Source organism: Bacteroidia bacterium (assembly GCA_033391075.1).
GTDB lineage: Bacteria > Bacteroidota > Bacteroidia > J057 > J057 > JAWPMV01.
In genome coordinates, this window is the sequence record JAWPMV010000001.1 from 1,805,026 (window position 1) to 1,831,554 (window position 26,529).

General features: G+C 42.0%; 20 protein-coding genes. 8 read left to right on the top strand and 12 right to left on the bottom strand.

From position 1 onward, the window contains the following. Positions 1 to 55: 55 nt before the first annotated feature. The 3 genes from R8P61_07200 to R8P61_07210 form a co-directional block, all read right to left on the bottom strand. Positions 56 to 487, bottom strand: coding sequence for a LuxR C-terminal-related transcriptional regulator (locus R8P61_07200; protein ID MDW3646829.1), 432 nt, complete (start codon positions 485 to 487; stop codon positions 56 to 58). 122 nt (positions 488 to 609) lie between these two features. After that, positions 610 to 1,446 (bottom strand): energy transducer TonB, encoded by an 837-nt coding sequence (locus tag R8P61_07205; GenBank protein MDW3646830.1) that lies wholly within the window; start codon positions 1,444 to 1,446, stop codon positions 610 to 612. Between the two features lie 108 nt (positions 1,447 to 1,554). Further along, positions 1,555 to 3,111, bottom strand: a complete 1,557-nt coding sequence (locus tag R8P61_07210) for an FAD-binding protein (protein ID MDW3646831.1) — start codon at positions 3,109 to 3,111, stop codon at positions 1,555 to 1,557. Between the two features lie 122 nt (positions 3,112 to 3,233). On the opposite strand from R8P61_07210, the gene R8P61_07215 reads away from it, so the two are divergent. The 6 genes from R8P61_07215 to R8P61_07240 all read left to right on the top strand — a co-directional run bounded on the left by R8P61_07215 (position 3,234) and on the right by R8P61_07240 (position 12,101). Beyond that, on the top strand, positions 3,234 to 3,677 hold the full coding sequence (locus R8P61_07215) for a methylglyoxal synthase (GenBank protein ID MDW3646832.1): 444 nt from the start codon (positions 3,234 to 3,236) through the stop codon (positions 3,675 to 3,677). 139 nt (positions 3,678 to 3,816) lie between these two features. After that, positions 3,817 to 4,947 (top strand): acyl-CoA dehydrogenase family protein, encoded by a 1,131-nt coding sequence (locus tag R8P61_07220; GenBank protein ID MDW3646833.1) that lies wholly within the window; start codon positions 3,817 to 3,819, stop codon positions 4,945 to 4,947. Between the two features lie 176 nt (positions 4,948 to 5,123). Then, positions 5,124 to 5,723, top strand: coding sequence for a sigma-70 family RNA polymerase sigma factor (locus R8P61_07225; GenBank protein ID MDW3646834.1), 600 nt, complete (start codon positions 5,124 to 5,126; stop codon positions 5,721 to 5,723). A gap of 135 nt (positions 5,724 to 5,858) precedes the next feature. Then, complete coding sequence (locus tag R8P61_07230) at positions 5,859 to 6,890, top strand: FecR domain-containing protein (GenBank protein ID MDW3646835.1); 1,032 nt, start codon at positions 5,859 to 5,861, stop codon at positions 6,888 to 6,890. Between the two features lie 108 nt (positions 6,891 to 6,998). Then, the gene (locus R8P61_07235; GenBank protein ID MDW3646836.1) at positions 6,999 to 10,304 is read left to right on the top strand and encodes a TonB-dependent receptor; all 3,306 of its coding nucleotides are present in this window, start codon (positions 6,999 to 7,001) and stop codon (positions 10,302 to 10,304) included. Between the two features lie 105 nt (positions 10,305 to 10,409). Further along, positions 10,410 to 12,101 carry a T9SS type A sorting domain-containing protein gene (locus tag R8P61_07240; protein ID MDW3646837.1) on the top strand — a complete coding sequence of 564 codons (1,692 nt, stop codon included), beginning with the start codon at positions 10,410 to 10,412 and terminating at the stop codon, positions 12,099 to 12,101. A 185-nt stretch (positions 12,102 to 12,286) separates the two neighbouring features. Here the strand turns inward: R8P61_07240 and R8P61_07245 are convergent, their stop codons facing one another. The 3 genes from R8P61_07245 to R8P61_07255 form a co-directional block, all read right to left on the bottom strand. Further along, the gene (locus R8P61_07245; protein ID MDW3646838.1) at positions 12,287 to 13,165 is read right to left on the bottom strand and encodes an SDR family NAD(P)-dependent oxidoreductase; all 879 of its coding nucleotides are present in this window, start codon (positions 13,163 to 13,165) and stop codon (positions 12,287 to 12,289) included. Between the two features lie 57 nt (positions 13,166 to 13,222). Further along, the gene (locus tag R8P61_07250; GenBank protein ID MDW3646839.1) at positions 13,223 to 13,636 is read right to left on the bottom strand and encodes a VOC family protein; all 414 of its coding nucleotides are present in this window, start codon (positions 13,634 to 13,636) and stop codon (positions 13,223 to 13,225) included. A gap of 62 nt (positions 13,637 to 13,698) precedes the next feature. Continuing rightward, positions 13,699 to 15,648: a sialate O-acetylesterase gene (locus R8P61_07255; GenBank protein MDW3646840.1), complete on the bottom strand. Its 1,950-nt coding sequence runs from the start codon at positions 15,646 to 15,648 to the stop codon at positions 13,699 to 13,701. A gap of 170 nt (positions 15,649 to 15,818) precedes the next feature. On the opposite strand from R8P61_07255, the gene R8P61_07260 reads away from it, so the two are divergent. After that, positions 15,819 to 16,538 (top strand): alpha/beta hydrolase-fold protein, encoded by a 720-nt coding sequence (locus R8P61_07260; GenBank protein ID MDW3646841.1) that lies wholly within the window; start codon positions 15,819 to 15,821, stop codon positions 16,536 to 16,538. Positions 16,539 to 16,653: 115 nt separating this feature from the next. Here R8P61_07260 and R8P61_07265 read toward each other — a convergent pair whose 3' ends face one another. Then, a complete protein-coding gene (locus R8P61_07265; protein MDW3646842.1) occupies positions 16,654 to 17,730 on the bottom strand; it encodes a DJ-1/PfpI family protein in 1,077 nt (358 codons plus the stop codon). A 71-nt stretch (positions 17,731 to 17,801) separates the two neighbouring features. Further along, positions 17,802 to 18,758 (bottom strand): DJ-1/PfpI family protein, encoded by a 957-nt coding sequence (locus R8P61_07270; GenBank protein ID MDW3646843.1) that lies wholly within the window; start codon positions 18,756 to 18,758, stop codon positions 17,802 to 17,804. A gap of 74 nt (positions 18,759 to 18,832) precedes the next feature. Here R8P61_07270 and R8P61_07275 point away from each other — a divergent pair, with 74 nt between their 5' ends. Further along, positions 18,833 to 19,600: a hypothetical protein gene (locus tag R8P61_07275; GenBank protein MDW3646844.1), complete on the top strand. Its 768-nt coding sequence runs from the start codon at positions 18,833 to 18,835 to the stop codon at positions 19,598 to 19,600. On the opposite strand, the gene R8P61_07280 is transcribed toward R8P61_07275, so the two are convergent. The 4 genes from R8P61_07280 to R8P61_07295 form a co-directional block, all read right to left on the bottom strand. Next, complete coding sequence (locus R8P61_07280; protein ID MDW3646845.1) at positions 19,597 to 21,069, bottom strand: DUF1501 domain-containing protein; 1,473 nt, start codon at positions 21,067 to 21,069, stop codon at positions 19,597 to 19,599. The two genes, R8P61_07275 and R8P61_07280, sit on opposite strands and share 4 nt — an antisense overlap. Before the next feature lie 4 nt (positions 21,070 to 21,073). Next, entirely contained in the window at positions 21,074 to 23,872 is a 2,799-nt protein-coding gene (locus R8P61_07285) for a DUF1553 domain-containing protein (GenBank protein MDW3646846.1), read from the bottom strand. Positions 23,873 to 23,939: 67 nt separating this feature from the next. Continuing rightward, on the bottom strand, positions 23,940 to 25,280 hold the full coding sequence (locus R8P61_07290) for a VOC family protein (protein MDW3646847.1): 1,341 nt from the start codon (positions 25,278 to 25,280) through the stop codon (positions 23,940 to 23,942). Between the two features lie 318 nt (positions 25,281 to 25,598). Continuing rightward, a complete protein-coding gene (locus R8P61_07295) occupies positions 25,599 to 26,519 on the bottom strand; it encodes a glycosyltransferase (protein MDW3646848.1) in 921 nt (306 codons plus the stop codon). Positions 26,520 to 26,529: the final 10 nt, after the last annotated feature.

Below are 26,529 nucleotides of genomic sequence, written 5' to 3' on the forward strand. Positions count from 1 at the left end.
AAGGGCATTCATACTTTCGTACCATTCTGCATAATCATACGAAAGTACTACTGCTTTATGCTATGATATTCAGCTCTTTAGCTTTTGAGACAGCTTGTGTTCTTCGCTTTACATTCAACTTCACAAAGAGGTTTGAAACATGGGTTTTGATGGTGCTTTCAGAAATAAAAAGTTTTTCAGCTATTTCCTGATTAGATAATCCTTCAGCTATTAAGGCCAAAACCTCCATCTCCCGCTTACTTACATCCAGTTTGCTGATCATCTCCAGGTCAATTTCCTGTCTGGCAGGAGCGGTTTGTACCACTTTGACGGGAGCCTTTTTAGAAAGCCAACCCAAATATCCGCCTAATCCCAGCAAAAGGAGGGCACCGAGAGACAAGATTAATTCTCCGGAAATTTCAGGTACAAAGGCAGAAGCTTTACTCAATTGAAAGAGGATGAGTAAAGCCAGAATGATCAGCGAGAATCGAAGTATAGTCTTTATCAAGGCTTAGGTATTGCAAAAGAATGAATTTAGAACTTTCAGGTTGTATCTGGCAATAAATATGGCAAAAAATAAAGGCTCGAAAGCTTTAAAAAGATTTCGAGCCTTTATTCTTATCTGGATGTTTACTTGCCTGAGAACTTGATAGGCAGGTTATAATAAACCGCTACCTCTTCTCCATTGTGCTTGCCGGGGATCCATTTGGGCATGCTTTTTACCAAAGATAAAGCCGCTTCATCACATCCATGGCCTAATCCTTTTGCAATCCGGGGACTTTGGATACTGCCATTTACTTCCACGATGAATTGGACTTGAACCGTTCCTTCCACCTTTTTGGCTTCCTCAGGCACACGTAAACTTTTCTTGATATATTTTTTCAGAGCTGAATAGCCACCCGGAAATTTGGGCATTTTTTCTGCTGAGAATAAAATGCTGGCGGAAGAAAGTTCGGGGTTCTTTTTCATCCCTGTCCTGTCAGAAACTTTCTCAGCCATCGGCCCGCGAGCGATATCATATTGAGATTCTGTAATTTCCTGAATGGGATTTCCCTGGATAGCTGCCTCTAACTCATTTAAGTTTATGGGATCTTCTCCTTCCTCAGCTTGCTTTGAGGTACCCATATCTTCGACTTGAACTTCTATGGGAAGCGTGTTAGAGTCCAGGATGGCAGGAATTTTCTCCTCCTTTTTGTTTTCGGTATTCTCTTCTGCTACCATTACAGAGCTTTCCTCTAGCTCATTTTTTTCTGCTTCAGGACCATTTCCGGATTCTCCTCCCAGATAGATAGGAAAAGAGTCTGGAATGGAATTACTCACTCCAAAAATGGAAAAATATACACTGACAAGTACCACAGAGCTGGCAGCTGCGATCAGCAATCTCTTCTTAAGGCGTTTGTTGCGCTCCGCCTTGAACTGCCGCAGATATTCTTCATGGTCAGATTTGTTCAGGTAGGGTCTTACCATATATTAGCTTTTAGCTTCTATTTATGAGCATGTATTATTCTAAAATACAGCTTCAACTGAATAAGAACTTTCTTTATATCTGTTAATTGTAAGGTAGTAAGGAATTCCTCAATTTTGTTTGATAAATTCTGAAAGAGCCTTCGCACAGCGCATACCATCAAGTGCTGCGGACATGATTCCTCCTGCATAACCGGCGCCTTCACCGCAGGGATATAAAGCATTGATTTGGGGATGCATCAGGCTTTGCTTGTCCCTGGGAATGCGTACCGGTGAGGAAGTTCTTGATTCTACTCCGAGGATGATGGCTTCATTGCTGAGGTAGCCTTTCATTTTCCTACCGAAAGAACGAAATGCTTCTTGTAATCTTTTAGATACAAATTGAGGTAAAATGTCTCTCAAATCGGCACTATTTGTTCCAGGTAGGTAAGAGCAATCGGGTAAATTTTGGGAAAACTTACCCTTGACGAAATCTCCCAATCTCTGAGAAGGAGCTACTTGTTTGCCTCCTCCTGCTGCAAAAGCACGTTGTTCTATGCTTTTCTGAAATTCAACCGCTGCTAAAGGACTTTGGTTGGGGAGGTCAGATAGAGATACTTCGACTACCATGCCCGAATTGGCAAAAAAGCCGTCGCGCTTTGAGGGAGACCATCCATTTACGACCAGTTCTCCTTCAGCTGTACTGGCAGGACAGATGATTCCTCCCGGGCACATGCAGAATGAATAAACGCCTTTTCCCTGTACCTGCTGAACCAGGCTATAAGCAGCCGCAGGAAGTTCAGGGTGACGCTTGTCTTCGCATCGGTATTGAATTTTATCAATGAGGGCTTGTGGGTGTTCTACCCGTACGCCCATGGCAAATGATTTTGCTTCGAAGCTGATTTTATGGCGATCCAATAAATGAAAGATATCACGCGCAGAATGACCCGTAGCGAGGATAAGTGCATGTATGGCGATCCATTCTGCATCATTTATCTGAATATGGGAAATTTTCCCTTCGCTGATCCGTAAATCTGTCAAGCGGGAGTCAAACTGGATTTCTCCTCCGCATTCTATGATGGATTCACGAATCTGCTGGATGATTTTCGGGAGTTTATTGGTACCAATATGAGGATGTGCATTGACGAGGATATCCGGATTAGCTCCGTACTCTACCAATATTTCGAGTACTTCTTTTATATGCCCTCTTTTCTTGGCCCGTGTATAAAGCTTGCCATCTGAAAAAGTTCCTGCTCCTCCTTCTCCAAAGCAATAATTACTTTCTGGATTGACCAGTCCTTCTTTATTCAGTTTTGCAAGATCTCTTCTCCTTTCCCTTACGGCTTTCCCTCTTTCAATAATGACCGGTTTGATTCCTTGCCTGATGAGTTCTAATGCTGCAAACATACCCGCAGGTCCCATGCCTATGATATGAGCCTCTTGTGCATGGGTTACATTTTGCAGGGGAAATTCCGGAAAGAGAGTCTCGGGCATTTCCTGATCTATAGCTACCTGCAGTTTTAAGACAAATTTTGGCTTGCCTTTGCGGGAATCAATAGACCTCCTCAGTATCTCCCATCCACTGATTTGAGCAGCTGGAACCCTCAGTTCCCGGGCCGCGATTTTTCTGATGCCGTCCTCTTTAGATAGGGCTTCCGGACTTATTTGTATAGTACATTCTCTGAGCACGCTGCGAAATTACGCTTTATTCCCTAAATAATCCCCACTGCTCTGATAATGCTAAGAAGTGCTGTTTTCAATCCTATGCCAGGCAAGTTTTCCATATCCTGGCCTTTTCTTACCTTTCTGCTATGGAAGAAAGAAAAACGATCGCATTGGTGGCTCATGACAATCGCAAGCGCGACCTCATGGACTGGGTAGGATACAATTGGGAGAAATTGATCAAACATAAAATTGTAGCCACAGGTACTACTGGTAGAATGCTTGAAGGAGTACTGCTATCTAAAAGTATGGATGAAAAGCAGGAAATAGAAGTACTGAAATTGAGATCGGGACCTTTAGGGGGAGACCAACAATTAGGAGCGCTGATCGCAGAAGGCAAGATCGATATGTTTATTTTTTTATGGGACACAATGCAGGCTCAGCCTCATGATGTGGATGTAAAAGCTTTGCTGCGCATAGCGACTATGTACAACATCCCAACAGCTACCAATCGTGCAACTGCTGATTTTATGATTTCTTCCCCTTTGTTTGAAACCGATTATCAGGCGGCCAGGCCTGACTTTTCCGCCTAGCAAAACCGAAAGCTTTGATTTTTACCACTAAAAATCTTCTACCGATTACTCAACTAAGTCCTCCAACCACTAGGAAAGCCTGCAATTAGTATAACTGTCGAATAGATTTGTCGCTATAACAAGCAGCAATTCTATCATTATGACAAAGAACACAGCAATCAATCATTTCATCCTCTACCGCGATCTGGTAGATCAATTGGGAGAGGCTTTTGAGAAAAGAGCTCGCTCCTATGACGAACAAGCCTTATTTGTAGATCAAAATTATAAGGAGTTAAAAAAGTATCGCTTCTTTTCCCTACTGGTTCCCCGTGAATTGGGAGGTCCGGGTCTGGCCTTCGAAGAGGTATCTTTGCTTCTGAGAAAAATGGCAGGCTATTGTCCCTCTACTGCTCTGGCTTTGTCAATGCATCAACACCTGATTGCCGCCAATGTATGGAAATACAAACAAGGCAAAGGAGGAGAAGAAATCCTGAGAAGGGTAGGGGAAGATCAGCTCATTTTGGTAAGTACAGGTGCAAAAGACTGGCTGGATTCCAATGGGAAATTGGAGAAAGTAGAAGGTGGGTATCTCATGAGTGGAAGTAAATATTTTGCAAGCCAATCAGCGGTAGGAGATATGCTGGTTACTTCGGCTCCTTTTGAAGATGAAAATCTGGGAACACAAGTATATCACTTTGCCATTCCATTTGCTTCCGAAGGCCTGAGTTTGCTCGATGATTGGGATACTCTGGGTATGCGTGGGACGGGATCTCAAACGGTAAAGCTGGATAAGGTCTTCATCCCGGAAGCGGCGATCAAATTGAGAAGAAAGCAGGGGGAATTTCATCCCGTGTGGAATGTAGTATTAGGTGTAGCCATGCCCTTGATCATGTCTGTCTACACGGGTATAGCAGAAAAGGCATTTAAGACCAGTTTGGAATTGGTAAAAAATGCTCCTCGTAGCAAGGCCTATACTTCTTCTTCCATCGGGGAAATGAGCAATCAATTGAGCCAGGTACAGATCATGTTGGAAGATATGCTTCGCATCAATAACAATTTTGATTTCCAACCCAATGATGAAATTGCTCACAAGATTCTAAGTAGAAAGACCTTGTTGGCAGAAGGAGCCATAGAATTGTTAAGACAAAGCATGGAAGTATGTGGAGGCCTGGCCTACCGTAAATCACTTGGCCTGGAACGCTTGTTTAGAGATGTACAGGCAGCGCGATATCATCCCCTTTCAAAAAGAGATCAGCATGCTTTCTCGGGAAGTTATTTGCTGAGGAAATAAAGAATTTGGACTTATGGTAAAGGCATTTCATTGAACAGTATATCACATTACATTTCAGTAGTGTGGGAACTTCATAATGTAGAGCATTCTTTTGCCATAAGTCTTTTATCTATCAGCATAATTCTCTGAGATTAGCCCTATTAGGAATTCTATAGCCTTTCCAATAGATTTAGTAAATGGAGGAGTGGAAAGACATAGAATTGTTTTCGGCAATTAAGGGTGGGGATAAAAAGGCATTATCTGTACTTTTTTTGAGACATTACGATTTTCTTAAGCATTATGGATTACGAATTTCTCCTTCTCCTGAAGTAGTTGAAGAATGCGTACAAGAGTTGTTTCTCTATATTTTCGAAGCCCATGATCGTTTGGGTGATGTAAAACAGCTAAAAGCCTATTTATTTAGTTCCCTCAGACGGCGAATACTTGAAAAACTGAGCAAGGAAAGAAAGCAGAAAGATGCAGGCCTGGAATTACCTGTTCTTACAGCTATTCAGTTTTCAGCGGATGACCTCCGTATGCAGGAAGCAAGCCAACAACATATTCAAGAAGCATTAACTCAAGCTTTGAATGAGTTACCCTGGCGTCAAAGAGAAGCCATATATTTGCGTTATTACAATGGCCTGCGTACCAAAGAAATTGCCGAAATCATGGGGGTAGCAAATCAGACCATCTTGAATACGCTCTACCAAGCCTTGAAAAAAATTCGAAAGAACAAGCAGCTAAAAAAATTCTTTGGGATCACCTCCTCATTATTAGTGATTCTGGGCCTGTCCTAGACGAATTTTCCCCACTCGATTAGTTTTCTCATTTTTTTTCCAAAAAACAATAGTATAAAAAGGGACCAAGTCCTTCTTATTAAATAACCCGTCTATCTAACACGGCGGGAATGACTATTGGCTGGATTAAAAAACATGAATTTAAACGAGGAGCAAAAAGTACTACTGGAACAATGGCTTGAAGACCAAAGCTTCATCAATTGGGCTTTGCAAAGAGACGAAAAAGACGCTTCAATGTGGGAACACTATTTCAATGATCATCCGCATCACTGGGAACTGGCAAAGGAAGGTAGAACCTTGGTATTGGGTATTCCTTTTAAAGACATTCAGGTTGATCCAAGCTCAGGTCAAGAAGCTTTGAACCGCTTAATAAATCGAATAGAAGATAGCCCTTCTGCACATATACAGCCTCTTAAACCCCAAACTGTCAGCTTATGGAAACCCTGGACATTGGTGGCCTCAATCAGCATTTTTATGCTTTTTTCTGGCCTTGCCTATTTCCAGTTTTTCCATCACACAGAAATCATGTTGGCTACGACATACGGCCAGCAATTGGAAACATACCTTCCTGATGGATCTAAGGTTACCCTTAATGCCAATTCCAGCCTGAGATACAATACGCGAAATCCCCGAAGAGTATGGTTGGAGGGAGAAGCCTTTTTTGAAGTAAAAAAAATTCCGGAAACCGATGAAGATTTTCAGGTACTGACAGAGGATTTGACCGTGAATGTGTTAGGAACTTCCTTTAATGTTAATACCCGAAATGACCAAACCAAAGTATTTCTAGAAGAAGGAAAGGTAAGGCTGAAAGTTGAGAATCCTGCTACAGATTTCATTGAAATGGATCCGGGTGATCTCATTGCCTATTCCAAGAAGCAAAATAAGCTCAAGGAGAACCAAAAAAATGCTTCTGTGCTTGAAAACGCTTACTGGAAGGAAGGTACGTTGATTTTCAATGATACGCCTTTACCCCATGCCTTATTCGAAATAGAAGACATATATGGAATCCAGTTTGTGTGGCAGTCTGAGGAGCTCAAAAAAGAGATTATTTCCGGAGGGGTTCCCATCAAAGATTTGGACGTAACTCTGCAAACCTTGAGTGAAGTCTATGGGATCAGGATAAGATCGGAAGGGAAAAGATATTTCATCGACAAAAAAGCTGAATAATACTTTTACGACTACTATTAAATAACACCTAGACGTATGGAGAAAAAACTACTACATCGGCGATTTTTTAAAAAATCATGGTTATTAGTATTCCTGTTTTGGATGTTAATGGTCCCCCTAGATGCCAAAACCATCAGGGCTCAGCTACAACCCTTAAGTGAAGTAATAGATCAGATCAGCGAAAAATACCAGGTGATCATAACGTATGATTCCAGGTTATTGTCCAAAATCAACATTCACTTTGAGTTTAGAGAGGGAGAAGAAATAGAGTCAGCTGTCAATCGCTCTTTAGAAAAAACAGGATTGAAGTACAAACAACTTACGGATAAATATTATATCGTCTTTAAAGAGGATCAAACAAGCCAGAAGAAAATAAGGAAAATAGCACGCAAATTTGAGCAAATCCAGAAAATCGAGGAGAGCGAGTCTCTTATTGTACAGAAAAGTACCAAAGATTCTATAGCTTATCTGAGTAAGGTAATTCTTCCAGCGAAAAAACAGGTTTCTGCGCGGACAATCTTTGGGGCAGTTAGCGCAGAATTGGGCAATATTACAGGAAGCGTTGTTGACAAAGTTTCCGGGGAAAATATTTCATTTGCAAATGTTCGATTGGAGGGAACAAGTCTTGGAGCATCTACGGATGTTGAAGGTGCATTCATTATTCAACGGGTTCCTGCTGGAGATTATAATTTGATTACCACATATATTGGTTATATAGATCAAAAAACACCCGTTACTGTTGTTGCAGGTACCCCACTAAAAATTAAGGTAGAATTAGAGTATGCCGGTGTTCAAACTGAAGAAGTTGAAATATCTGCCCAGGTTTCAGGCCAGATGAATGCTATCAACGAACAGTTGTCCTCAAATACGATCAAAAATGTGGTGTCATCAGATCGAATACGAGATGTTCCAGATCAGAATGCTGCAGAATCAGTATCAAGGTTGCCCGGATTATCTTTGATCAGAAATGGGGGAGAGGGCCAAAAGGTTGCCGTTCGGGGTATATCTCCCCAATATAATGTGACGATGGTAAATGGGGTGCGTATGCAGTCAACTGACCGCAATGATCGCAGTGTGGATTTGAATATGATCGCTCCCAATGTGCTTAGTGGGATTGAAGTTACCAAAGCCTTGACTGCGGATATGGATGCAGATGCAGTGGGGGGAACAGTTAACCTAAAAATTGCAAAAGCCAGAGATGGGGCACAAGGTAATATTTCTGTGCAAGCTGGCTATGGCTCGACGGGAGATACCTATGGGAATTATAGAGTAAGTGGTTTCCTAAGTAATCGATTTTTCAAGAAGAAATTTGGGATTCAGGTTAATGGTTATTTGGATAATTCCAATAGAAATTCAGATAACCTAAATGTCGGATATGCAATAAATGAAGAAGATTCCTTGGAAGCAGGTTTTATTCCGATCGACCTTAATCGAGTGAGCATAAGCGACCGCGTTACGGATAGACAAAGATTAGGAGGGGGATTGATTCTTGACTACCAATTTAAAAATGGCTCACTCCTTATGAATAATTTCATAAGCAATCTTTCTCAAGATCAGGTAGAACAATCAAATTCTCTTTCACTCATCGGTAATCAGTGGTCTGGATTTGCAGCAGTAAGAGAATTTAGCAATACGATGCTTAGCAATGCGATTCAGGGGGAATTTAAGTTTGCAAAGTTTAGCATGGATTTTTCTGTCTCAAATTCTATTTCCAAACAATATACGCCGGGTGATCTGCGCATGAATATTGGCATAGCTCAGAACGAAGCTGGATTTACAACTCCTTCATTGACTGATCCGCTTAAGGCATCACCCGGTGAGTTGCTAAATGCCGCTGTGATTATACCAGAACCTAATGCGAAGCGTGTGACCCGTTTTTACACCCTGGAACGGGATGTGGTTGAATCCGCTCAGGAAGCCGTTCTAAATTTCCAGGTTCCTTTTAGCTTTTCAAAAGCAGTTTCTGGTACATTAAAATTTGGGGGAAAGTATGTCCGCAACTCCAGAGACAATGATGAGACACAAAATTTTAGTCAGCCAGACAGGAACTTCCTGGGGGAAGAATTTGTACGAGTATTGAAAGATTCTCTTTGGACGGATTTGGGGCTTACAAATCTTGATCAGAACCTGGGCATCAGGGCCTTTTTGTTTGAACAACCCAGCTATGATGTTGGGGATTTTCTTTCTGGAAATGAGGGAATTAATAACTTCTTTTACAAAGCTGATATCCAGAAGATGAAGCGATATGAAGAATTAGCCATTTATAGTGGTTACTATCCCATTGACGGAAAAGAGTCCGCGCAGTATGATTATCTTTATGAAAGAGATTTGTTGGCATTTTATGGGATGGCAGAGATTAAAGTTGGTAAATATGTCACGCTTTTTCCCGGTATACGGTATGAAGATTTTGCCTTCCTTTACAATTCATTCTTTACAGAAAGGTTTGGCCCTAATCCAGAAGATTTTAGCAATGAAGCCTTAGAATCAAATGATATTAATGGCCAAAACTGGTTTCCGCAGCTTCATGTCCGTGTAAAACCTACAGATTGGCTGGATATCCGTTTGGCCAGGACCAAAAGTATTATATATCCAGATTACCGGGCCATTTCCCCTTATATATATTTTGATTCCTTCAGCAGCCCTGCCCTGGAATTAGGAAATCCTGAACTTGTACCGGCCCTATCACAAAATTATGATATTTATGCTTCGGTTTATAAAAATAAAATTGGATTATTTACAGCCGGATTTTTTTACAAGGAAATAGACAATCTGATTGTTAGATCAAGTTTTAGGAGCAAAGATTCTGAAACAGTCAATGATAGGTTCTCTTTGCCACAAACTCAGCAGACCGTCATTAACACCTGGATCAATTTGGATGCGACCTCTTCCGTAAGGGGCTTTGAGCTGGACTGGCAAACACATTTTTATTATCTGCCTTCTTTCCTCAAAGGCTTTGTGCTAAATGTGAATTATACACATATCAACTCTAAAACCAGCTATCCCTTTCAAACTTCCGTCAAACTTGGATCGGGTCCATTTGCACAAACCGTATTTGTTGATTCCACAAGAGCCGGCAGGATGCCCAATCAGCCGAATGATGTGTTTAATTTTACCTTAGGCTATGATGTGGGGGACTTCTCAGCACGCTTATCTTTCGTTTACCAGGATAATATTCTTACGGGGATAAATAGAACCTATGACGAACTAGATTCATATACGGCTGCATATAGGCGTTGGGATTTCACTGCCTACCAGAAACTACCCTGGCTTAACAAACGGCTGCAGCTGTTTGTCAATGCCAACAACATTACCAACACTGCTGACCGTTCATTTATTAGCACATTACAAAAAGTTTCTTCCGTACAATATTATGGTAGGACTGTGGATATTGGTATTCGTTATGGCTTTGATTAGCATAAAGTTTAAATACTAAACAGGTAATCAATGAAGTGAGATTGAGTGTCATACTTACCTCCCAAAAATAAAACTCCAAAACCTTAAACAATTAAAAAACTTATTATGAAAAAAATCACTACACTTTTCCTAGTGTTTATTGTTGGGCTGTTCACCGTTTCGACTGCACAAACAGCTCTGGATCCAGGGCAGACTGTAAACACTCAAATCATTGGCCCAGGTGTTTACACAGTAGAGGCTGGTAAATATTATGCTTTTGACGGCCGTATCGATTTGGACTTTGAGATAACGATCGAAGGACCTGACAACGGCTGGGTGATGGATGCCGATAGTCTTCCTGTATTGCTAAATACACCGGCAATGGATGGCTCAGCTAGAGATTTCTTTGAACTTAAAGCAGGAGGATCTATAACCTTCAGAAATGTTCTGCTTAGTGGAACAAACAGCTCTGGTGAAGTTAGCGGTACTTTCGTAGCAAATACTGGTGGGAGCAAAATGATCGCGGATAACTGTGTATTTACTGACTGGACGAATTTCGCCCTGAGGAACCAGTTCAAAGGCGATACCATTAGCATCACCAATTGTGTGTTCATTAATGGAGTTCGACTAAGTAATTCTCCCTGGGGCGGCTTCCCACTCCGTATGGATGTTGCTTGTTCTTCTGTAACAATTGAGAACAATTCGGTTGTCAACTCCGGGCGTTTGACGGGCAACAGTGGCCCCTGGCATAATGCTAATGTTCATGAGATGCATAACACCTACATAAATCAAACGGTAAATGGACATGAGCAGCGTGCAAATGAGATGATTACGGCAAATAATATTTACTATAACTACCACATACGAGGCCGTAAGAATGACAATTCAATGAATCCTAATAATACCTACGATTCCTATTTTACCACCTGGAATTATTTTGCCGATTCAAAAGATTCCCTGGATAAGATTTCTTTGTATTTAGGCCAAAACCTCTTTTTTCGTGAGCAGGAAATTCTGGATTGGTATACGGGTGTACCTGGTGATTCCATGTCTGCCAGTCTCTTGTGGGAACATCCTGACGTAGATTCATTTATCGTTGCTGATACAAACTACACCATAGGTACAAACTATGCAGATGTAGATCCCGAATTTACTATGCTACCCGGGAAGACCGATTCAATTCTAAAGTGGTTAAATTATCATTGGAACGTTAATGCTCCAGCTGAATGGCCTGATTGGCGGGTTCCACCACCCGTATCCTTTGATGGAGGGGGGCAGCCTTCACTGAGTTGGCCACCAGCAATTGATTTGACTTATGCAAATGTATATATGCAAACAGCCGGAACAGACGGTTTACCACTCGGCGATTTGAATTGGTTCTCGGATAAAAAAACAGAATTTTTAGCTAGCAGAGATGCGATTGTAGCAGCAATAAGAGATTCAATGGTAAATGCTATAGCTGTTTACGATCCTAATACTATGGATGCCACGCCAATGATTACCCCATGGACTACGTCTATTGAAGCAAAGCTTCCGGAGCAAATATTTGCGTTAAGCAACTATCCAAACCCATTTGATCAAACCACTAGCATCCAATTTGGCTTAGTTGATCCTTCGAGAATTACCTTGACGGTATCTAATACTTATGGGCAGAAAGTATTTGAGATGACAACTGAAAATATATTGGCTCCGGGGGAACATGAATATAAATTTGATGCTTCCAAGCTGAGCAGCGGTATATACATTTATACAATTACAGGAACAGCTACAAACGGACGAAGTTATGTTGCTTCTAAGCGAATGATTCTCTCAAAGTAATTAGAAATTATACGTCTTTAAATAAGTACTTTATTAGCTTTCCCATAATCTATGGGGAAGCTTTTTTAGAATTCGAGATTCTTAGGTCGGGAGAATTATTTTCGCAAATACTTTTTCTACATACAAACTTTTGAAAATTAACTTCCTTTGCGTTTGAACTTGAAGCTTGAATTTGCACTTCCTTCTTAGGAATAACTATGATCCTCCTGGTTCTTGTTTAGTTGAAGCCCAACCACTTCCTCTGTATGCTTCCAGATTCTGAGGGCAAAAATCTCATCGTAGCTGTCACGAGAAGTTTTTACTTCTTTGCATTCTTCATTCCAGTATTTACCATTTACTCCTTTTAGCTCACCAGAAGTAGCCAAATGCACCTGAACCTTGCTTGCAGCAGAGGCAGCTAGCTTTTTCTGGCTCCAGTCAAGCAGTCTCGAACCAAAGGAACGCTTCTTAATGCTGTCAGTAAGATTGGTCTTCGCATAACCGGGATGCAGGCAATTGATGCTTATGTGGGTATTTTCCAGTTTTTTGGCGAGTTGGTAGCTGGAGCTGATCATCGCCAATTTAGAATTGGCATATGCCAGCAAGGGATTGAAGTTCTTCTCACAGTTTATATCTGTGAGATCCAGTTTAGCCTGCCTGTGATCTTCCGAGGCTACATTGATGATCCGGGGTTCGGGGCTATTGCCCAAATGATCCGCGAGAAGGTGAGTCATGAGAAACCAGGAATAGTGATTGGTAGCAATGGTTTTTTCGTGTCCTTCCAAGGTATATTCGAGGGTAGGGCAAATCACACCTACATTATTGATCAGGACATCCAAACGATCGTAAAATTCACTAAAAGTTTCAACAACTCTCCGGACTTCACTCATCAGGGAAAGGTCTGCAGCAAGGTAATCTATATTGGGATTTTGTGTGCTTCTATTTAGTTCCTGTCGAACTTCGTGCAGTTTATGTTCACTTCTATCCAATAAAATAGTAGTTGCCCCCATCAAAGCAAGTTTGTGGGCGGTTGCATAACCGATGCCTGAAGCGGCACCGCTTATCATGACGATTTTATCTTTCATGTCTATTTCCTGAGCTATACCCCAAAGGGTTTTGACCAAATTCCGTCAAATATGTTCTTAGGAGCTCTTATAGCCTCCATCTACCAAGCGAGTGGAAATCCACCAATAGTTCCCAAAGGGATCCTGTACACCTCCTTGTCTGTCACCATAGGGCATATCCATGGGTTCAAATTCGGAGCTACACCCATGTTCCATGGCCCGATGATAAATCGCATCTGCATCTTTGACATACAGATAATAGGCTGTGGGCATATGGGTGAATTTATCCCGCGCCTGAGCCACCATAAAGCAGCTATCCCCAACTTTCAAGACGCAGTTTCTGATAACTCCTTCATCTTCAGTTCGACTCAATTCCTTAGCTTCAAACACCTTTTTTGCAAAGGCGATGAATGCTGGAGGATCTTCCATCATAAGGTAAGAGTTCAAGGTCCCAAAACCTTCAGGTATGAAGGTGTTATACATTTCTTGCATATAAGGAGCTTTGTTACAAATTATAGACATTTTGGGAGATGGACAAATAGATTGCAGATTCTTTAGTTCTTTTTATCCGTTCTAAATGGAGAAGCCGGCAATCCTTCGCTATTATAAAGGTTGGCATCATCCGGATTGTCTGCCCATCCATAGCGAACATGCCTGGGATCGGCAATTTCATCTGCCCAGACTTTCACCCGCCTGTCTTCTATCAGGGCTTTGGCCCATACAAACTTCCCATCTGCACCAGCAATGGCAAATCCCTTGAGATAGCCATATTTATCTTTCGCCCATAAAGCTGTACCGATATGATCAAAACTTAGATAAATCGCTCCTTCTTTTCTTTCCATGTCTTTATAAGCTGGACCTGAGTAAACCAGGTTTTCGCCATAGGCCATTTTCCGTGCGGCCAGGGAGAGTCGCAAGCCTACATCCTGTTTATTTCGAGGATGAATATCGTCTGCCTCTCCTATGTCAATGATCACAGCCTGTCCAACATTTTTTAGCTGTGTAGTTGCATCCTGAGATTCGCGCAGTAAAGCCCAGTTACTTTCCGAAGGTTGGTTTTTTGCAGGCATGAAATTGGCCAATTGTACAAAAAGGAAAGGAAACTCTCCGACACCCCATGAGGTCCGCCATTCTTCAATCATAGATTTAAACAAGCCGGCATAGGCAATCGCATCTTTCTCATTTCCTGCATTTGATTCTCCCTGGTACCAAAGGGCTCCCTTGATGGGAAAATTCAAGAGGGGATGAATCATCTTGTTATATAAAACACTGGGAATCTGGTTTACTGCAAAATTCCCTTTACGCATTTTTGTAACTGTCATTTTCCATTCTCCTGCCAGGGAAACATATTCTCCTCCCTTGATCAGATAGAGACCATCTGCACCTCCATGGATTCCACCCCCACCCCCTGTATCTTCGATTCGTATGGCAATGACATTTCTGCCGCTTTTTAGAAACTTTGCCGGAACCTGATAAACTCGATTCTTATTGTAGGATTGGTTCATTTTGCCCACTTCAAAGCCATTTACGAAAGACAAATCAGAATCATCAATTTTACCTAGCCCCAATTCCAAATCCTGTTTGGACTCTGCCTCTGTCAAGTTAAAATCTTTGCGATACCAAACCGTTCCATCCAATCCTTCATAGCCCTGTTCTTCCCATAAACCGGGGGCATGTATAGCTTGCCAGTTAGCCGTCGAAAGGCTGGGCTCTGACCAATTCTTTTCCGGACCTATGGGCTTTTTTCCCAGATGAGGAAACTTATCACTAAAGCGTTTCAGATTATCCTGATGCTCCCTTTCTGTTTTTTCTTTAAAGGCTGCAAAACTGCTTCCTTCATATCCCAATTCGGATAACTTTTGAGCACTCATCCAGGGTTCGAGTCTACTTCCTCCCCAGGAAGTGTTTAGCAACCCTATGGCTACATTCTGATGCTTTCTGATCTCGCGGGCAAAGAAATACCCTACTGCTGTAAATCTCCCAACAGTTTCCGGACTTGCTTGTTTCCAACTTCCACCTGCCAATTGAGACTCGGGACTTTCTGCATAGGTTCTGGGTACTTTGAAGTGGCGAATCAAAGGATCATTAGCTGTCGTAATTTCTTCTTCAAAATTATTGGAATTTTCTACCGTCCACTCCATATTGGATTGGCCCGAACAGATCCATACGTCTCCCAGCATGATATCCTTGATCTGAATGTTTTCTTTCTGTCCCTGTATTTCCATTTCATAGGGCCCGCCTGCTTCCTGGGCAGGAATCCTAAGCATCCATGTCCCATCATTTTCGGCTTTCCCTTTATAGGTTTCTCCTTTGAAACTAAGGCTGATCTTTTCTTTTGCATTGGCCCATCCCCAAACCCGTATTTCCTGTCCTCTTTGGATTACCATATGGTCTCCATAAAGCTTTGAGACTTTTAATTGTGCCAGAGAATTATTGGAAATGGAAAGGCAAAATAGTAAGAGTATTATGGCGGGAAAGTGTAGTCTGAAGCTTTGGGTCTGCATGGATAGTAGTCTTAAAAATTGTCGGAAATTCTTGATTATCACAATATAAACAATTCAAGGATTTGAGTCAGCTAGTGCTAACTCTCAGACTTTTGTCACATTTCCCCTATTCCTGTGTCAAATAAGAAAGCAAGATCCTCCAAAGCAGCTGGAACCTCTAATTTCAGCAAATGAAAACTACTTTTATATTTTTCTTTATGGCCATCCTAAACGGCTTTCTACCTGCCCAAAGCCTGGAAATAAAACTTTCGAGTAAAATTCTCGAGCGAGATATCGAAGTTTTTATCTATCGGGAAGAAGGTAAGCCGCTAGATGGCAGAATACATTATTTCACAGATGGGAGAAAGGTCATTGAAAATGGTGGCCTGCAAAAGATCAAGGACTTGATCCGAAGAAAAGCAATTCCCGCTTCCACCTATGTATTTGTGAGTAGCCAGGACCCCGAAAGCAAAAAAGATTTCAGAAACGAATACTTCTTCAATAATCCGGATTACATCCATTTCTTTCGGGATGAATTGATACCGGAAGTTGAGGCGCGTTTACAAAGAAATTTTGAAGCTACGATGAGAAGCCTGATCGGAATCTCTTTTGGGGGATTAAATGCTGCCTATTTCTCGGCAGAATCCCGACTATTCAAAAATTATGCACTGCTTTCGCCCGTTACCTATCCAAGACCTGCTTTATCCCAGTATATCGCCTTCTCCTCAAATAAAGATTTGAAGATCTTTATTTCTACAGGAAAGAATGATGCAGAAAGATATGTAGGACCTTTGAAGGAGCTGTATGAAAGCAAAAATTATGAGATTGAGCTAAAAAAGACGCAGGGAGGCCATGATTTTGACAATTGGAATCGACAATGGGGAAAATTGCTCAATTTTCTGTCTGACTGATGTCGCCTCATCAATGAGAGTCCTAATTAAGGGCGAGGCAATCTCTTTGAATGCATGTAATTTTTGAATTCAGAGAGATTGCTTCGGTGCCTACGGAATGTTAGAAGCATTTCCTTTAGTCCAACTTTTTATAGCTGTCATTCTCTGTGGCTAAAGAATACGAACTTACCTTTCCTGAGCCATCTCTTTTAAATATTATCAAGTCTCCCTGGAGATTACGGAATTGATCTTTTTCATCCTGAAAGAGGGGATAGTTCATTCCTTCGACTCTTGCAAAGAGGCCTCTTTCTTCTTTATCAGCAAATATTTCAATCTCGCTGCCTGCCAGATATTGATATTTCCCTTCATAATCAGAGAGTTCAGAAAGGGAAAGTAATCCCTCATAGGGATTGTCCGGACTTAGAATCAAGCCTTCTCCTGCCAGCCATTTGTCATATTCCATATGGTAAGCAATTTCGCGAGCTTTGTTTACTCCCTCCAGTTTGGCGACCAGATGCAAGGCTCCATCTATGCCTGCCGAAATTCCTGCGGTCGTTATCACTTTGCCATTGTCCACAAACCGAACATCTTTTCTCACATCAATACGGGGATAGTTTTCTTCCAGACTTTCGAGTGCATTGTGAAATGTTGTGGCTGTTTTTCCATCCAATAATCCACTTTCTGCCAGGGCAAAGGCACCCGTACATACAGAAAAATAGGTTTCGACCTCCTTTTGATTTTTTATCCAATTCTGAACGGCTGGCTCTCTCAGAGTAGGCCACGCATTTCCTCCGAAAAAAGCTAGAATATCTGCCTCCGGTGCATCTTCTACACTAAAATCCGGCTGTACTTTCAAAATACCCTGAGAGATGATAATCTCTTTTTTCTCTGAAACCGTAAATACTTCATAGCCTGCATAGGAAAATACTTCCATCGGTCCGGCGAAATCTAATACCTCAATGCCGGATTGTAGATAAAAGGCAATTCGCTTTTTGCTTTCCTGATTGAATCTTTTTAGCTCAGATTCCTTGATAAGTTCCATATTGCAATGGCTACAGTTTCCTGCTTCTGAAAAGGTGAGCTTATCACAATTGCTATTGCAAGGCGGACAAACATATAGTTCTGCTAATTTGGAATCCTGTCCTTGTGTCCTGTTTGGAAAACTAGATAGGATGAGGAGAAATACTCCGATAATCTGTGCATATTTGTTCATATGGCTCATTATTATGTATGCCACAAATTAGGCCCAATTGGGCAGGATGAGAAGGACAAGTAGGCGCAGGATCAGGACAAAAACAGATCGGTGGGAAGTATACCTTTATGTTTCTTCAATAGATTTCTTAACTGATTTTCACTTTTTAGGCCACATTTTTCTGCTACAAACGCTACCTTATTTCCCTCTGAAAGTAGCTTTACCGCTCTTTCCACCCTAAGCTTTTCTATATAAGCTCCTAAAGTGATACCAGTAGTCTTTTTGAATAAACGGGTCAGGTTTCGACTGCTGGTATGAGCAACCTCTGCTAATTCATTCAGTTGGGGAGCATTCGCCAATTCTTTGCGTAAATGATCCTGGACATCATGTATGCGTTTTTCGAGGTGATTTCGATATTGGAGGAAGATGCTGAGCTGGGGATCTGATTCACTTCTTCGAAAGTAGATGACCACTTCTTTCGCCAACTCCACCACAAGAGAGGAACCAAAGTTTTGTTCGAGTATATAGAGGGATAAATCAATTCCTGAAGACATGCCGGCACTGGTATAGATTCCTTCATTTTCGACAAATAGTCTATTTTTTTGTATAAGAATTTGAGGAAACTGATGAGCAAAATCATCCAGGTACTTCCAGTGAGTAGTACAGCTTTTGCCATTAAGGAGACCAGATTCTGCTAATAAAAATGCACCGGTACAAATAGAACAGATTTGCACTTCTTTTTTATGTTGCAGTTTCAACCAATCCAGAAAGTCTTTTACTTCTTCCAGAAAATTTTTCTCACGTAATAAGGTGTAATCCAGGCCAGGAATAAAGATCAGATCTCCTTTCTGTGGATGGCTTTGAAAGAATACCTGGAGTTTGGAAAAGTAGAGGCCGGCACTGCTCTCTATTTCAGTTGTTGTACCTAAACTCAGGAAATGCAAGTTGAGATCCGCACCATATTCCTTTGCTTCATAGAATATTTGGGCAGGCCCGGTAATATCCAGCATATGAAGCTGAGGCGGTATGACAAAGTAAATGTTTTTAATCTCTGATTTGCTTGCTTTATTGTAAGGATATCACTTTTCTCCCGACAAGTAGAACAAAGGAACGTAAATCCTCTATGTTAAAAAAGATTCTTATCTGGACAGCTGCTATTCTCCTTTTATTTTTGGGAGTTTTTGTCATCAGTTTACTCTCTCCAAGTTTGTTTTATTCCCATGCGCAGGCATATGGGCAAATTAGAATTTTGCACAATCAGGCACTTGAAGAAGGTTGGGAAAATCAAATCGATACAGCTTTGCAGGCTATAGAAAGTAGCGTTTTGTATGATCCCAATTTCCAGATAGAACTTTGTTTGCAAGATGGATCAAGCTATCCTCAATTTGTTGAGCTTGTTTTTGGGGAGGCTTTTGCTTTTGGCTTTGCGAGTAAAGCGGTATTGAATATGCCGGTACAGCCGGAATCAGGGTATATAGAGAAGAATGGAAAAAGGCGAGACCTGGCTGAATTGCTGGCTCATGAGTTTATCCATAATTTCCAATACCAGAAATACGGATTTGCCACCTTGAATTTCCCCTTCTGGAAATTGGAAGGATATGCAGAGTATATGATGCGAATGGAGAAAGATGACTTAGACCTTCGATATGCCATTTCCCATCTTCTGAAATATGAGGAGAAAGGTTCTTATAATTATGATTGGGTGGAATGGGAAAATGAAATTGGCACTCCACATATTTACCTCAAAAGCAATATCATGGTCCAATATCTCATGGAGATTGAAGGATTGACATATGATGAAATAGTCAAAGATCAGAGGAGTACTGAAGCTGTTTTTGAGGAGGTACTTGCCTGGTATGAAAAGAATCCCATGCCTGCACTCTTTCCCTAAGCCAGGATATCGTGGACCACTTTCCCAAATTGATCTGTCAAACGAAAATCCCTGCCTTGAAAATGATAGCTAAGTTTTTCATGGTCGAATCCCATTTGATGCAGGATGGTTGCCTGTAGATCGTGTACGTGAACCCGATCCTTTACTCCCGCATAGCCGATTTCATCTGTTTCCCCAAAGGACATGCCTCCTTTGATGCCTCCGCCCGCCATCCAAATGGTATAAGCTTCGGTTTGATGATCTCTACCAACAAAAGGATTTTGTTTCCCGCCCCGATTTTCCATCATAGGAGTCCTGCCAAATTCCCCTCCCCAAACGACCAGGGTTTCTTCCAGCAAACCTCTTTGTTTGAGGTCGGTCAGTAAGGCGGATACTGCTTTATCTGTCTCTTCACATCGCCTGATAAAGCCTCCATTTAATGCTTCACTTTCTCCAGCTCCATGTGCATCCCATCCCCAGTGAAAGAGCTGAATATAGCGGACATCTCTTTCTGCCAAACGCCGAGCTAACAGACAATTATTGGCGAAGGAAGTTTTGCCGGGCTCCGTTCCGTATAGTTCGTGGATGTAGTCGGGTTCGTCGGAAATATCCATGGCCTCTGGTACGGATACCTGCATTTTGAAAGCCAGTTCGTATTGGGAGATACGGGTTAAAATCTCCGGGTCCTGAAAAGTCTCGTATTGTTGCTTGTTGATTTCATTGATGGCATCGATTGAGTGTTTTCGTAGGTCGCGGCTCATTCCTTTAGGATCGGAAACATAGAGAACCGGATCTCCCTGAGACCGACATTGTACGCCCTGGTGAATAGAAGGAAGAAAACCACTTCCCCAAACACTTTTACCCGCATCCGGAGTCTTTCCCCCGGAAACCAGTACCACATAGCCCGGTAAATTCTCATTCATAGAACCCAAGCCATAACTGACCCAGGATCCCATACTGGGCCTACCCAGGCGACCGATACCCGTGTGGAGGAGAAGTTGAGCCGGAGCATGATTGAATTCATCGGTATGCATGGCTTTTAGGAAGCAGATATCGTCTGTCTGTTTAGCCAAATTGGGAAGGAGGTCCGAAACCCAGGCACCAGATTCTCCCCTTTGCTCAAATTTTGCCTGATGGCCGAGCATATTTGGAGTACCTGAGATAAAGGCAAAACGTTTGCCTTCCAGAAGAGAAGCCGGGCAGGGCTGTCCATGGAGTTTATTCAGGGCTGGTTTGTAGTCGAAAAGCTCCAATTGGGAGGGAGCTCCGGCCATGTGAAGGAAAATGACTCTTTTGGCTTTTGGGGCATAATGAGCTGCTTGTTTTCGGATGCTATCTTCAAGAGTTTTCTCTGAAAACAAATCTCCTGTCTGACAAGACAGCAAGGAAGCCAGGGCAATGCCTCCCAAACCTGTGGTGCAGCTTTTAAGAAAATGCCTGCGAGTATTGAACTCTACTTCTTTATATCGAGCTTCCTTGTGGATTTTCATATCTCTATTCTTTCATTAAAAAACCATCGAGATTCATGATGGCATTGGCAACTACGGTCATAGGTTCCTGCAGCTGGAATTCCTGATTCTTCTTCTGATCATTGACTGCGACAGCCACTTCCGATGAAGACTCAAGCGCTTTCTCTGCTTGCTGATACAAGTCTCGCAATACCTTCAGGCCTGCCTGATCGAGCTCCTTCGATAGTGCCAGGAAATAGCCATATTTTAGGGCTTCATCGAGCTCCCCCTTTCCTTTTGCTTCCATCCGTTTGGCCAGAGCTTTTGCTGCTTCCAGGTAAACCGGATCATTGAGGGTAACCAAAGCTTGTAAAGGAGTATTGGTTCTGATGCGCCTCGATACACAGTATTCCCTACTGGGAGAATCAAAACTCACCATAGAAGGGTAGGGGGAAGTTCGTTTCCAATAGGTATATAAGCCCCGACGGTATTTTTGATTGTCTTCCGGAGTGATCCATTGCTGATTATTATATACTACTGCCCAGACTCCATCGGGCTGTTGAGGCATCACGCTTTTTCCCCCGATGCTGTCATTTATCAAGCCACTCACTGCCAATGCCTGATCCCGAATCTGTTCAGCAGATAAGCGGAAGCGTGGACCTCGGGAGAGTAAGCGATTATAGGGGTCTTTCTCAAGTTTTTCAGGCGTAATTCTGGATGCTTGTCTATAGGTAGCGGAAAGCATTATTTCTTTAAGCAGAGATTTGACACTCCAATTATGTTTATGCATAAAACTCAAGGCCAGATAATCCAGAAGTTCCGGGTGAGAGGCTTCCAGGCTTTGTGTGCCGAAATCTTCCAATGACTCAATGATACCTGTTCCAAATATTTGCTCCCAGAATCTGTTTACAATTACTCGGGCTGTAAGGGGATTTTCTTTATTAACCAGCCATTGGGCAAATTCAAGTCTATTGTGGGCTTGCTTGTGATTTCCCAGTAAGGATTCGGGAACTTTCGCCTTCATTTCATCCGTCTGTACCAGCCAGTTCCCTCTTTCAAAGAAGCGGGTTTTTCGTCTAAAGGTAGAAGATTTCTCCTGCATGATAGGCGTTTCATCAGCTTTCGCCCTCAATCCAATTAAGTCTTTTTTCAACTCCCTCAGTTTAGTTGAAGAAGAATGTTTGTCTGTATACTGAAGCTCAATCAAGGAAATATTTAGCATGCCTTCGGGAATGCGTCCTGTGGTATTGATGAGTTTAAAAATGAGATCATGGGTACCCGATTTAGCTAAGACCGGGCTTTTTATGGATTTGAAATTGGACGCATTCCATCTGTTAAGTTTTACATTGGGGAAATCTGTTTTACTAATCTGTTGGCCGCCCACGCTATCCAGAAAAACTTCGATTCGGGCATCAGCTCCCTCTGTAGCAAAGCGATAGGAAATAGATTCCAGGCCTTCCATGGGGATGTCATCAAATTTTAGGTAGAATTTCCTCTCTCCGATAGATTGAAGGTTAGAGGTCCAATTTGAGACTACACCATTTCCACCAAAGGTTACGTGCAAAAAATCCTGGCTTTTATTGGGAAGCAATTGTGGGAAAATAGCCTCGGCTATCTGATCATCTATCCAGGAGTCCTGATTTACACGGGTATGTTTATCCAATTCCTCTATTTCAGCAATGATCTCTTTAATTCTGTTTTCATCTTCTGCCTGGTAATGATAGATGGTAGGATTTTCTGGGGTCAGATCGTGGTCCAGGCTGTGATTGAAGATATCCATGACCTGGTAGAATTCTTCATGACGGATAGGATCATAGGGGTGGCTATGACATTGTACACAACTAAGGGTTGTGGCTTGCCAAATCTCGAAGCTGGTGTTCATGCGATCCATGACAGTAGACAAGCGAAATTCCTCATCGCTCGTGCCCCCTTCGGTATTGGTCATGCTATTTCTATGAAAGGCAGTAGCAATCAGTTGCTCGCTGGTAGGGTTTGGAAGGAGATCTCCAGCCAGTTGCTCAATCGTAAATTGATCGAAAGGCAAGTCTTGATTAAAAGCCTTTATCACCCAATCCCTATAGCGCCAGATATTTCGATGGAAGTCGGCTTCATAGCCTTTCGAATCTGCATATCTGGCGAGATCCAGCCACATCGCAGCCCATCTCTCGCCATAATGCCGAGAGGCCAGTAATTGATCTATGGCTTTCTCAAAAGCTTCTGGTGATTCATCTTCCTGGAAAGCTTCCAAATCCTCTATTTTTGGAGGAAGACCTGTCAAGTCAAGACTGGCTCTTCGAAATAAGCTTGTTTTATCTGCTTCTGTTTCTGGCTGTAGGCCCGATGCTTCCAGTTTGTTGTAAATATAAAAATCGATGCCATTCTGCATCCATTCGCCACTGATTTTTGGCTCCCTCTCAAGTTTTGGAGAAATATAGGCCCAATGTTCTTCCCATTTTGCCCCTTCATTGATCCAGTCAGCAATGAGTTGTTTTTCAGTTTCAGAAAGTGGCTGTGCATCCTTGGGCATGCGAAGATCCAGGTCGTGATGGGTGATTCTTGTGTAGAGCTCGCTTTCCTCTGCTTTCCCGGGAATGATGGCCACTTTGCCAGACTCTGTGGGCTGAAAGGCTTCTTCTTCGAATAGTAAGCTAAACTCTCCCATCTGCCTCACTCCTCCATGACAAGCAAGACATTTCTTGTTAAGGATGGGACGAATATCTTTGTTATAGCTTATGCTTTGGCGACTGCTAGTACATTGGTTGATAAAGGGAAGGGAAATGAGTAAACAGCCACACAGGATGAGGAGACTTTTTTTTCGGGTAAGCGAAAGGATGGCCCTGGCCATAAGCAAGGAGTTTTTAGTAGTAGTATAGGTTTTATCAAGTTATCAAAAACTGACTAATATGGAAAGCCTAGTCCTCCTCAATGTATGTAAGCAATTTTTCATTGTCAGGATGCGGAAGGAATTTGTCAAATTCCATAAAATAGCCGGCTGGATCATAGCCTACAAAAGCATTGTATTTTTCTTCTGGTCCGGTTTCAAATTTCCCTGTTCTCAATTCAAAGACTTCCTGCTTTTTGACATATTCATACCAGCCTTTAACATCTTCCACTAAATAAGAAACGGTTACCGCCTTTTCTTCGCTAAAGTCATGCATGCCCCGGGCTTCGTCCACAAGTCCGATAAATCCATAATCACTTAGCTGATAGATTTTCGTCCAACCCTGATCTGCTACCAATTCAAGACCCAATACTTCTTCATAGAAATGCTGCATAGCCAGGACATCCTTATAATACAACCAGGTGATGCTTCCGTTGAATCCCAGACCGGAGGGGACATTTTCTGATTGTGCGGGAGCAGTTGTATTCTTTTTGAGCAAAGGGATGAACTTCTCATTTTCTGAATGCTGCTTGAATAACTCGAATTCCAGCAGGTAACCTTCCGGATCTATGGCCACGAAGCCATCATGCGGCCCTCCCTCTTTTGGTTTATAGGTATATTTTATTTCTACTCCGGATTTCTGCAAGTATTCCCACCACTGGCTGAGTTCATTTGTTAGCAAAGCCAGGGCTACAGTTTTTGGCTCATCTGCGCTATGCATACCTTTCTCCGCATCAACTAGGATCAAAAAAGAATCTCCAGCTATGCGGAAAATAGTAGCCATCTGGTAGTCTGCTAGCATTTCCAGTCCCAGGATTTCCTGATAGAATTTTGTGGCAGCTCTGAGGTCCTTGTAATACAAAAATACATTGCTTCCCTCTATCCCAAAATCTTTCAAGGTCCTGAAATTCGTATTGCTTGCCAGAAGTTTATTGATTCCTTGAGGGGTATAGCTCAATAAACGCCCAAAGCGTCTGGCGATCTCTTCTCTATTCTTTCCCTCATATTCTTTTTTCTCCAATAAAGCAGCTTTATCTGCTTTCAGCTGTTCATATTCCCTCAGAACAGTTCCCTGATATAGAAGTAATACATCTTTTCCGCTTGCAACATTTTCGGGGAAAAGTGAAGTGGTAATCAGCTCGGACTCCCTGTAAATCTGAACCCCATATTTTTCGGCTTCTTTTTGTGCTAAAGGCAGGAAGGAATCCATTTCCTCCGGAGACATAGGGCTACTTAAGGCCAAACGCTTTACGCCGGAATTTACCAGTTCAGCAAAACCCGAGACCGTGCCCAACTCATATTGATAGGGAGATTGAGAACAGGAAGAAAGCATAAAACAGACAATTGCGAAGAGTACTAGTTTTTGAGTCATGATAAAATAATGAATGCGCTCATGCAAGCTAAGGCCAAATGTTTACAGGATCAATACACCCGCAATAGAATGACTCAAAGGGATTATTTAAACCACTTCCTGAAGAATAGCCAGATTTGTTGTTGAATATCCAATATGAAAATGCTTCTGGACAAAGCCCAGAAGCATTTTTTGGATACAATAATTCTCGGAATAGCTCGAAGATTTCCTGAGCCTGGAATGAGGGGATTCCTAAGGAATCCATTATCTCAACTCATGGCAGTATTTTTTCCTGATTCCGACACTTGATGTATGCTTCAAATTTGATATTGAAGGCCATCAAGTGAAGTGAGAAATTACGGATGGTTTCCCCTGCAATTGAAAACTTTGAAAAAACCAATCATCATCTCTTACCCGCACTTGATTTAGGGCTTTTCGCATTTCAAATACATCACTTTTCTGAATGCGATCCATAACCTTCTTTAAGTGAGGATATGAAGCCAGTGTCTCCATGATTTTGTCAATACGCTTTTTGGAAAAATGAAAATTTATCAGCCTAAGAAAATTGTAGACTACATCTTCTTGTAGAACCTCAAAGCTGCGAGATTGACGAAAATAATGCTGGATGGTAATTTTGGGATCTACTAATACGGAGTATCCCAATACCCAACTTCTTAAGCAGATTTCTAAATCTTCAGATCCCCAACTCTCAAATCCATCATCATACTGTCCTATGTTGAAGAAAGTATCTTTCCTAAATGCCTGGCAGCCACCAGGAGTTAAGGCCATTTTATAGGGTTCATCAGCATCTATCGGAGTAAACCAGGTAAATCGCATGGCCTTATCGTTTACCCACATCATGCCACATCCTTTGGGTTCAGTAGCGTCTAATTTTGTAAATGTAGGTCCAACAACAGCTACTTCCCTTCTGTTCAAACTTGTGGCAAAACGATCCAGCCAATTGCTGGATACCTTGCAATGAGCATCTAAAAAAAGCAGATATTCTCCCTTTGCATGTTTGGCTCCTAAATTTCGTGCTTTTGCGACTCCCTGGTTTTTCGTTCTGATTAAGCTGATGTGCCTTTCATCAGCTTCATATCGATCACAACTGCCATCAGTAGAACCATCATCAACAATTATAATTTCAAATCCTGCAGGATAATCTGTATTACTCAATATGCTATCAACAGTCATATGTAGCATTTTGCCTTCATCCCTGGTCGGAATGACAATGCTGAAAAATTTAGCTTTGGTCTGCATATATCAGAAA

Bases quoted from the DNA above. Each gene is read 5' to 3' on its own strand.
- R8P61_07275 (MDW3646844.1), top strand. From the start codon at position 18,833: ATGTTAAAAAAGATTCTTATCTGGACAGCTGCTATTCTCCTTTTATTT.
- R8P61_07295 (MDW3646848.1), bottom strand. From the start codon at position 26,519: ATGCAGACCAAAGCTAAATTTTTCAGCATTGTCATTCCGACCAGGGAT.
- R8P61_07245 (MDW3646838.1), bottom strand. From the start codon at position 13,165: ATGAAAGATAAAATCGTCATGATAAGCGGTGCCGCTTCAGGCATCGGT.
- R8P61_07235 (MDW3646836.1), top strand. From the start codon at position 6,999: ATGGTCCCCCTAGATGCCAAAACCATCAGGGCTCAGCTACAACCCTTA.
- R8P61_07260 (MDW3646841.1), top strand. From the start codon at position 15,819: ATGAAAACTACTTTTATATTTTTCTTTATGGCCATCCTAAACGGCTTT.
- R8P61_07220 (MDW3646833.1), top strand. From the start codon at position 3,817: ATGACAAAGAACACAGCAATCAATCATTTCATCCTCTACCGCGATCTG.
- R8P61_07205 (MDW3646830.1), bottom strand. From the start codon at position 1,446: ATGGTAAGACCCTACCTGAACAAATCTGACCATGAAGAATATCTGCGG.
- R8P61_07230 (MDW3646835.1), top strand. From the start codon at position 5,859: ATGAATTTAAACGAGGAGCAAAAAGTACTACTGGAACAATGGCTTGAA.
- R8P61_07215 (MDW3646832.1), top strand. From the start codon at position 3,234: ATGGAAGAAAGAAAAACGATCGCATTGGTGGCTCATGACAATCGCAAG.
- R8P61_07280 (MDW3646845.1), bottom strand. From the start codon at position 21,069: ATGAAAATCCACAAGGAAGCTCGATATAAAGAAGTAGAGTTCAATACT.
- R8P61_07250 (MDW3646839.1), bottom strand. From the start codon at position 13,636: ATGCAAGAAATGTATAACACCTTCATACCTGAAGGTTTTGGGACCTTG.
- R8P61_07290 (MDW3646847.1), bottom strand. From the start codon at position 25,280: ATGACTCAAAAACTAGTACTCTTCGCAATTGTCTGTTTTATGCTTTCT.
- R8P61_07240 (MDW3646837.1), top strand. From the start codon at position 10,410: ATGAAAAAAATCACTACACTTTTCCTAGTGTTTATTGTTGGGCTGTTC.
- R8P61_07225 (MDW3646834.1), top strand. From the start codon at position 5,124: ATGGAGGAGTGGAAAGACATAGAATTGTTTTCGGCAATTAAGGGTGGG.
- R8P61_07265 (MDW3646842.1), bottom strand. From the start codon at position 17,730: ATGAACAAATATGCACAGATTATCGGAGTATTTCTCCTCATCCTATCT.
- R8P61_07255 (MDW3646840.1), bottom strand. From the start codon at position 15,648: ATGCAGACCCAAAGCTTCAGACTACACTTTCCCGCCATAATACTCTTA.
- R8P61_07285 (MDW3646846.1), bottom strand. From the start codon at position 23,872: ATGGCCAGGGCCATCCTTTCGCTTACCCGAAAAAAAAGTCTCCTCATC.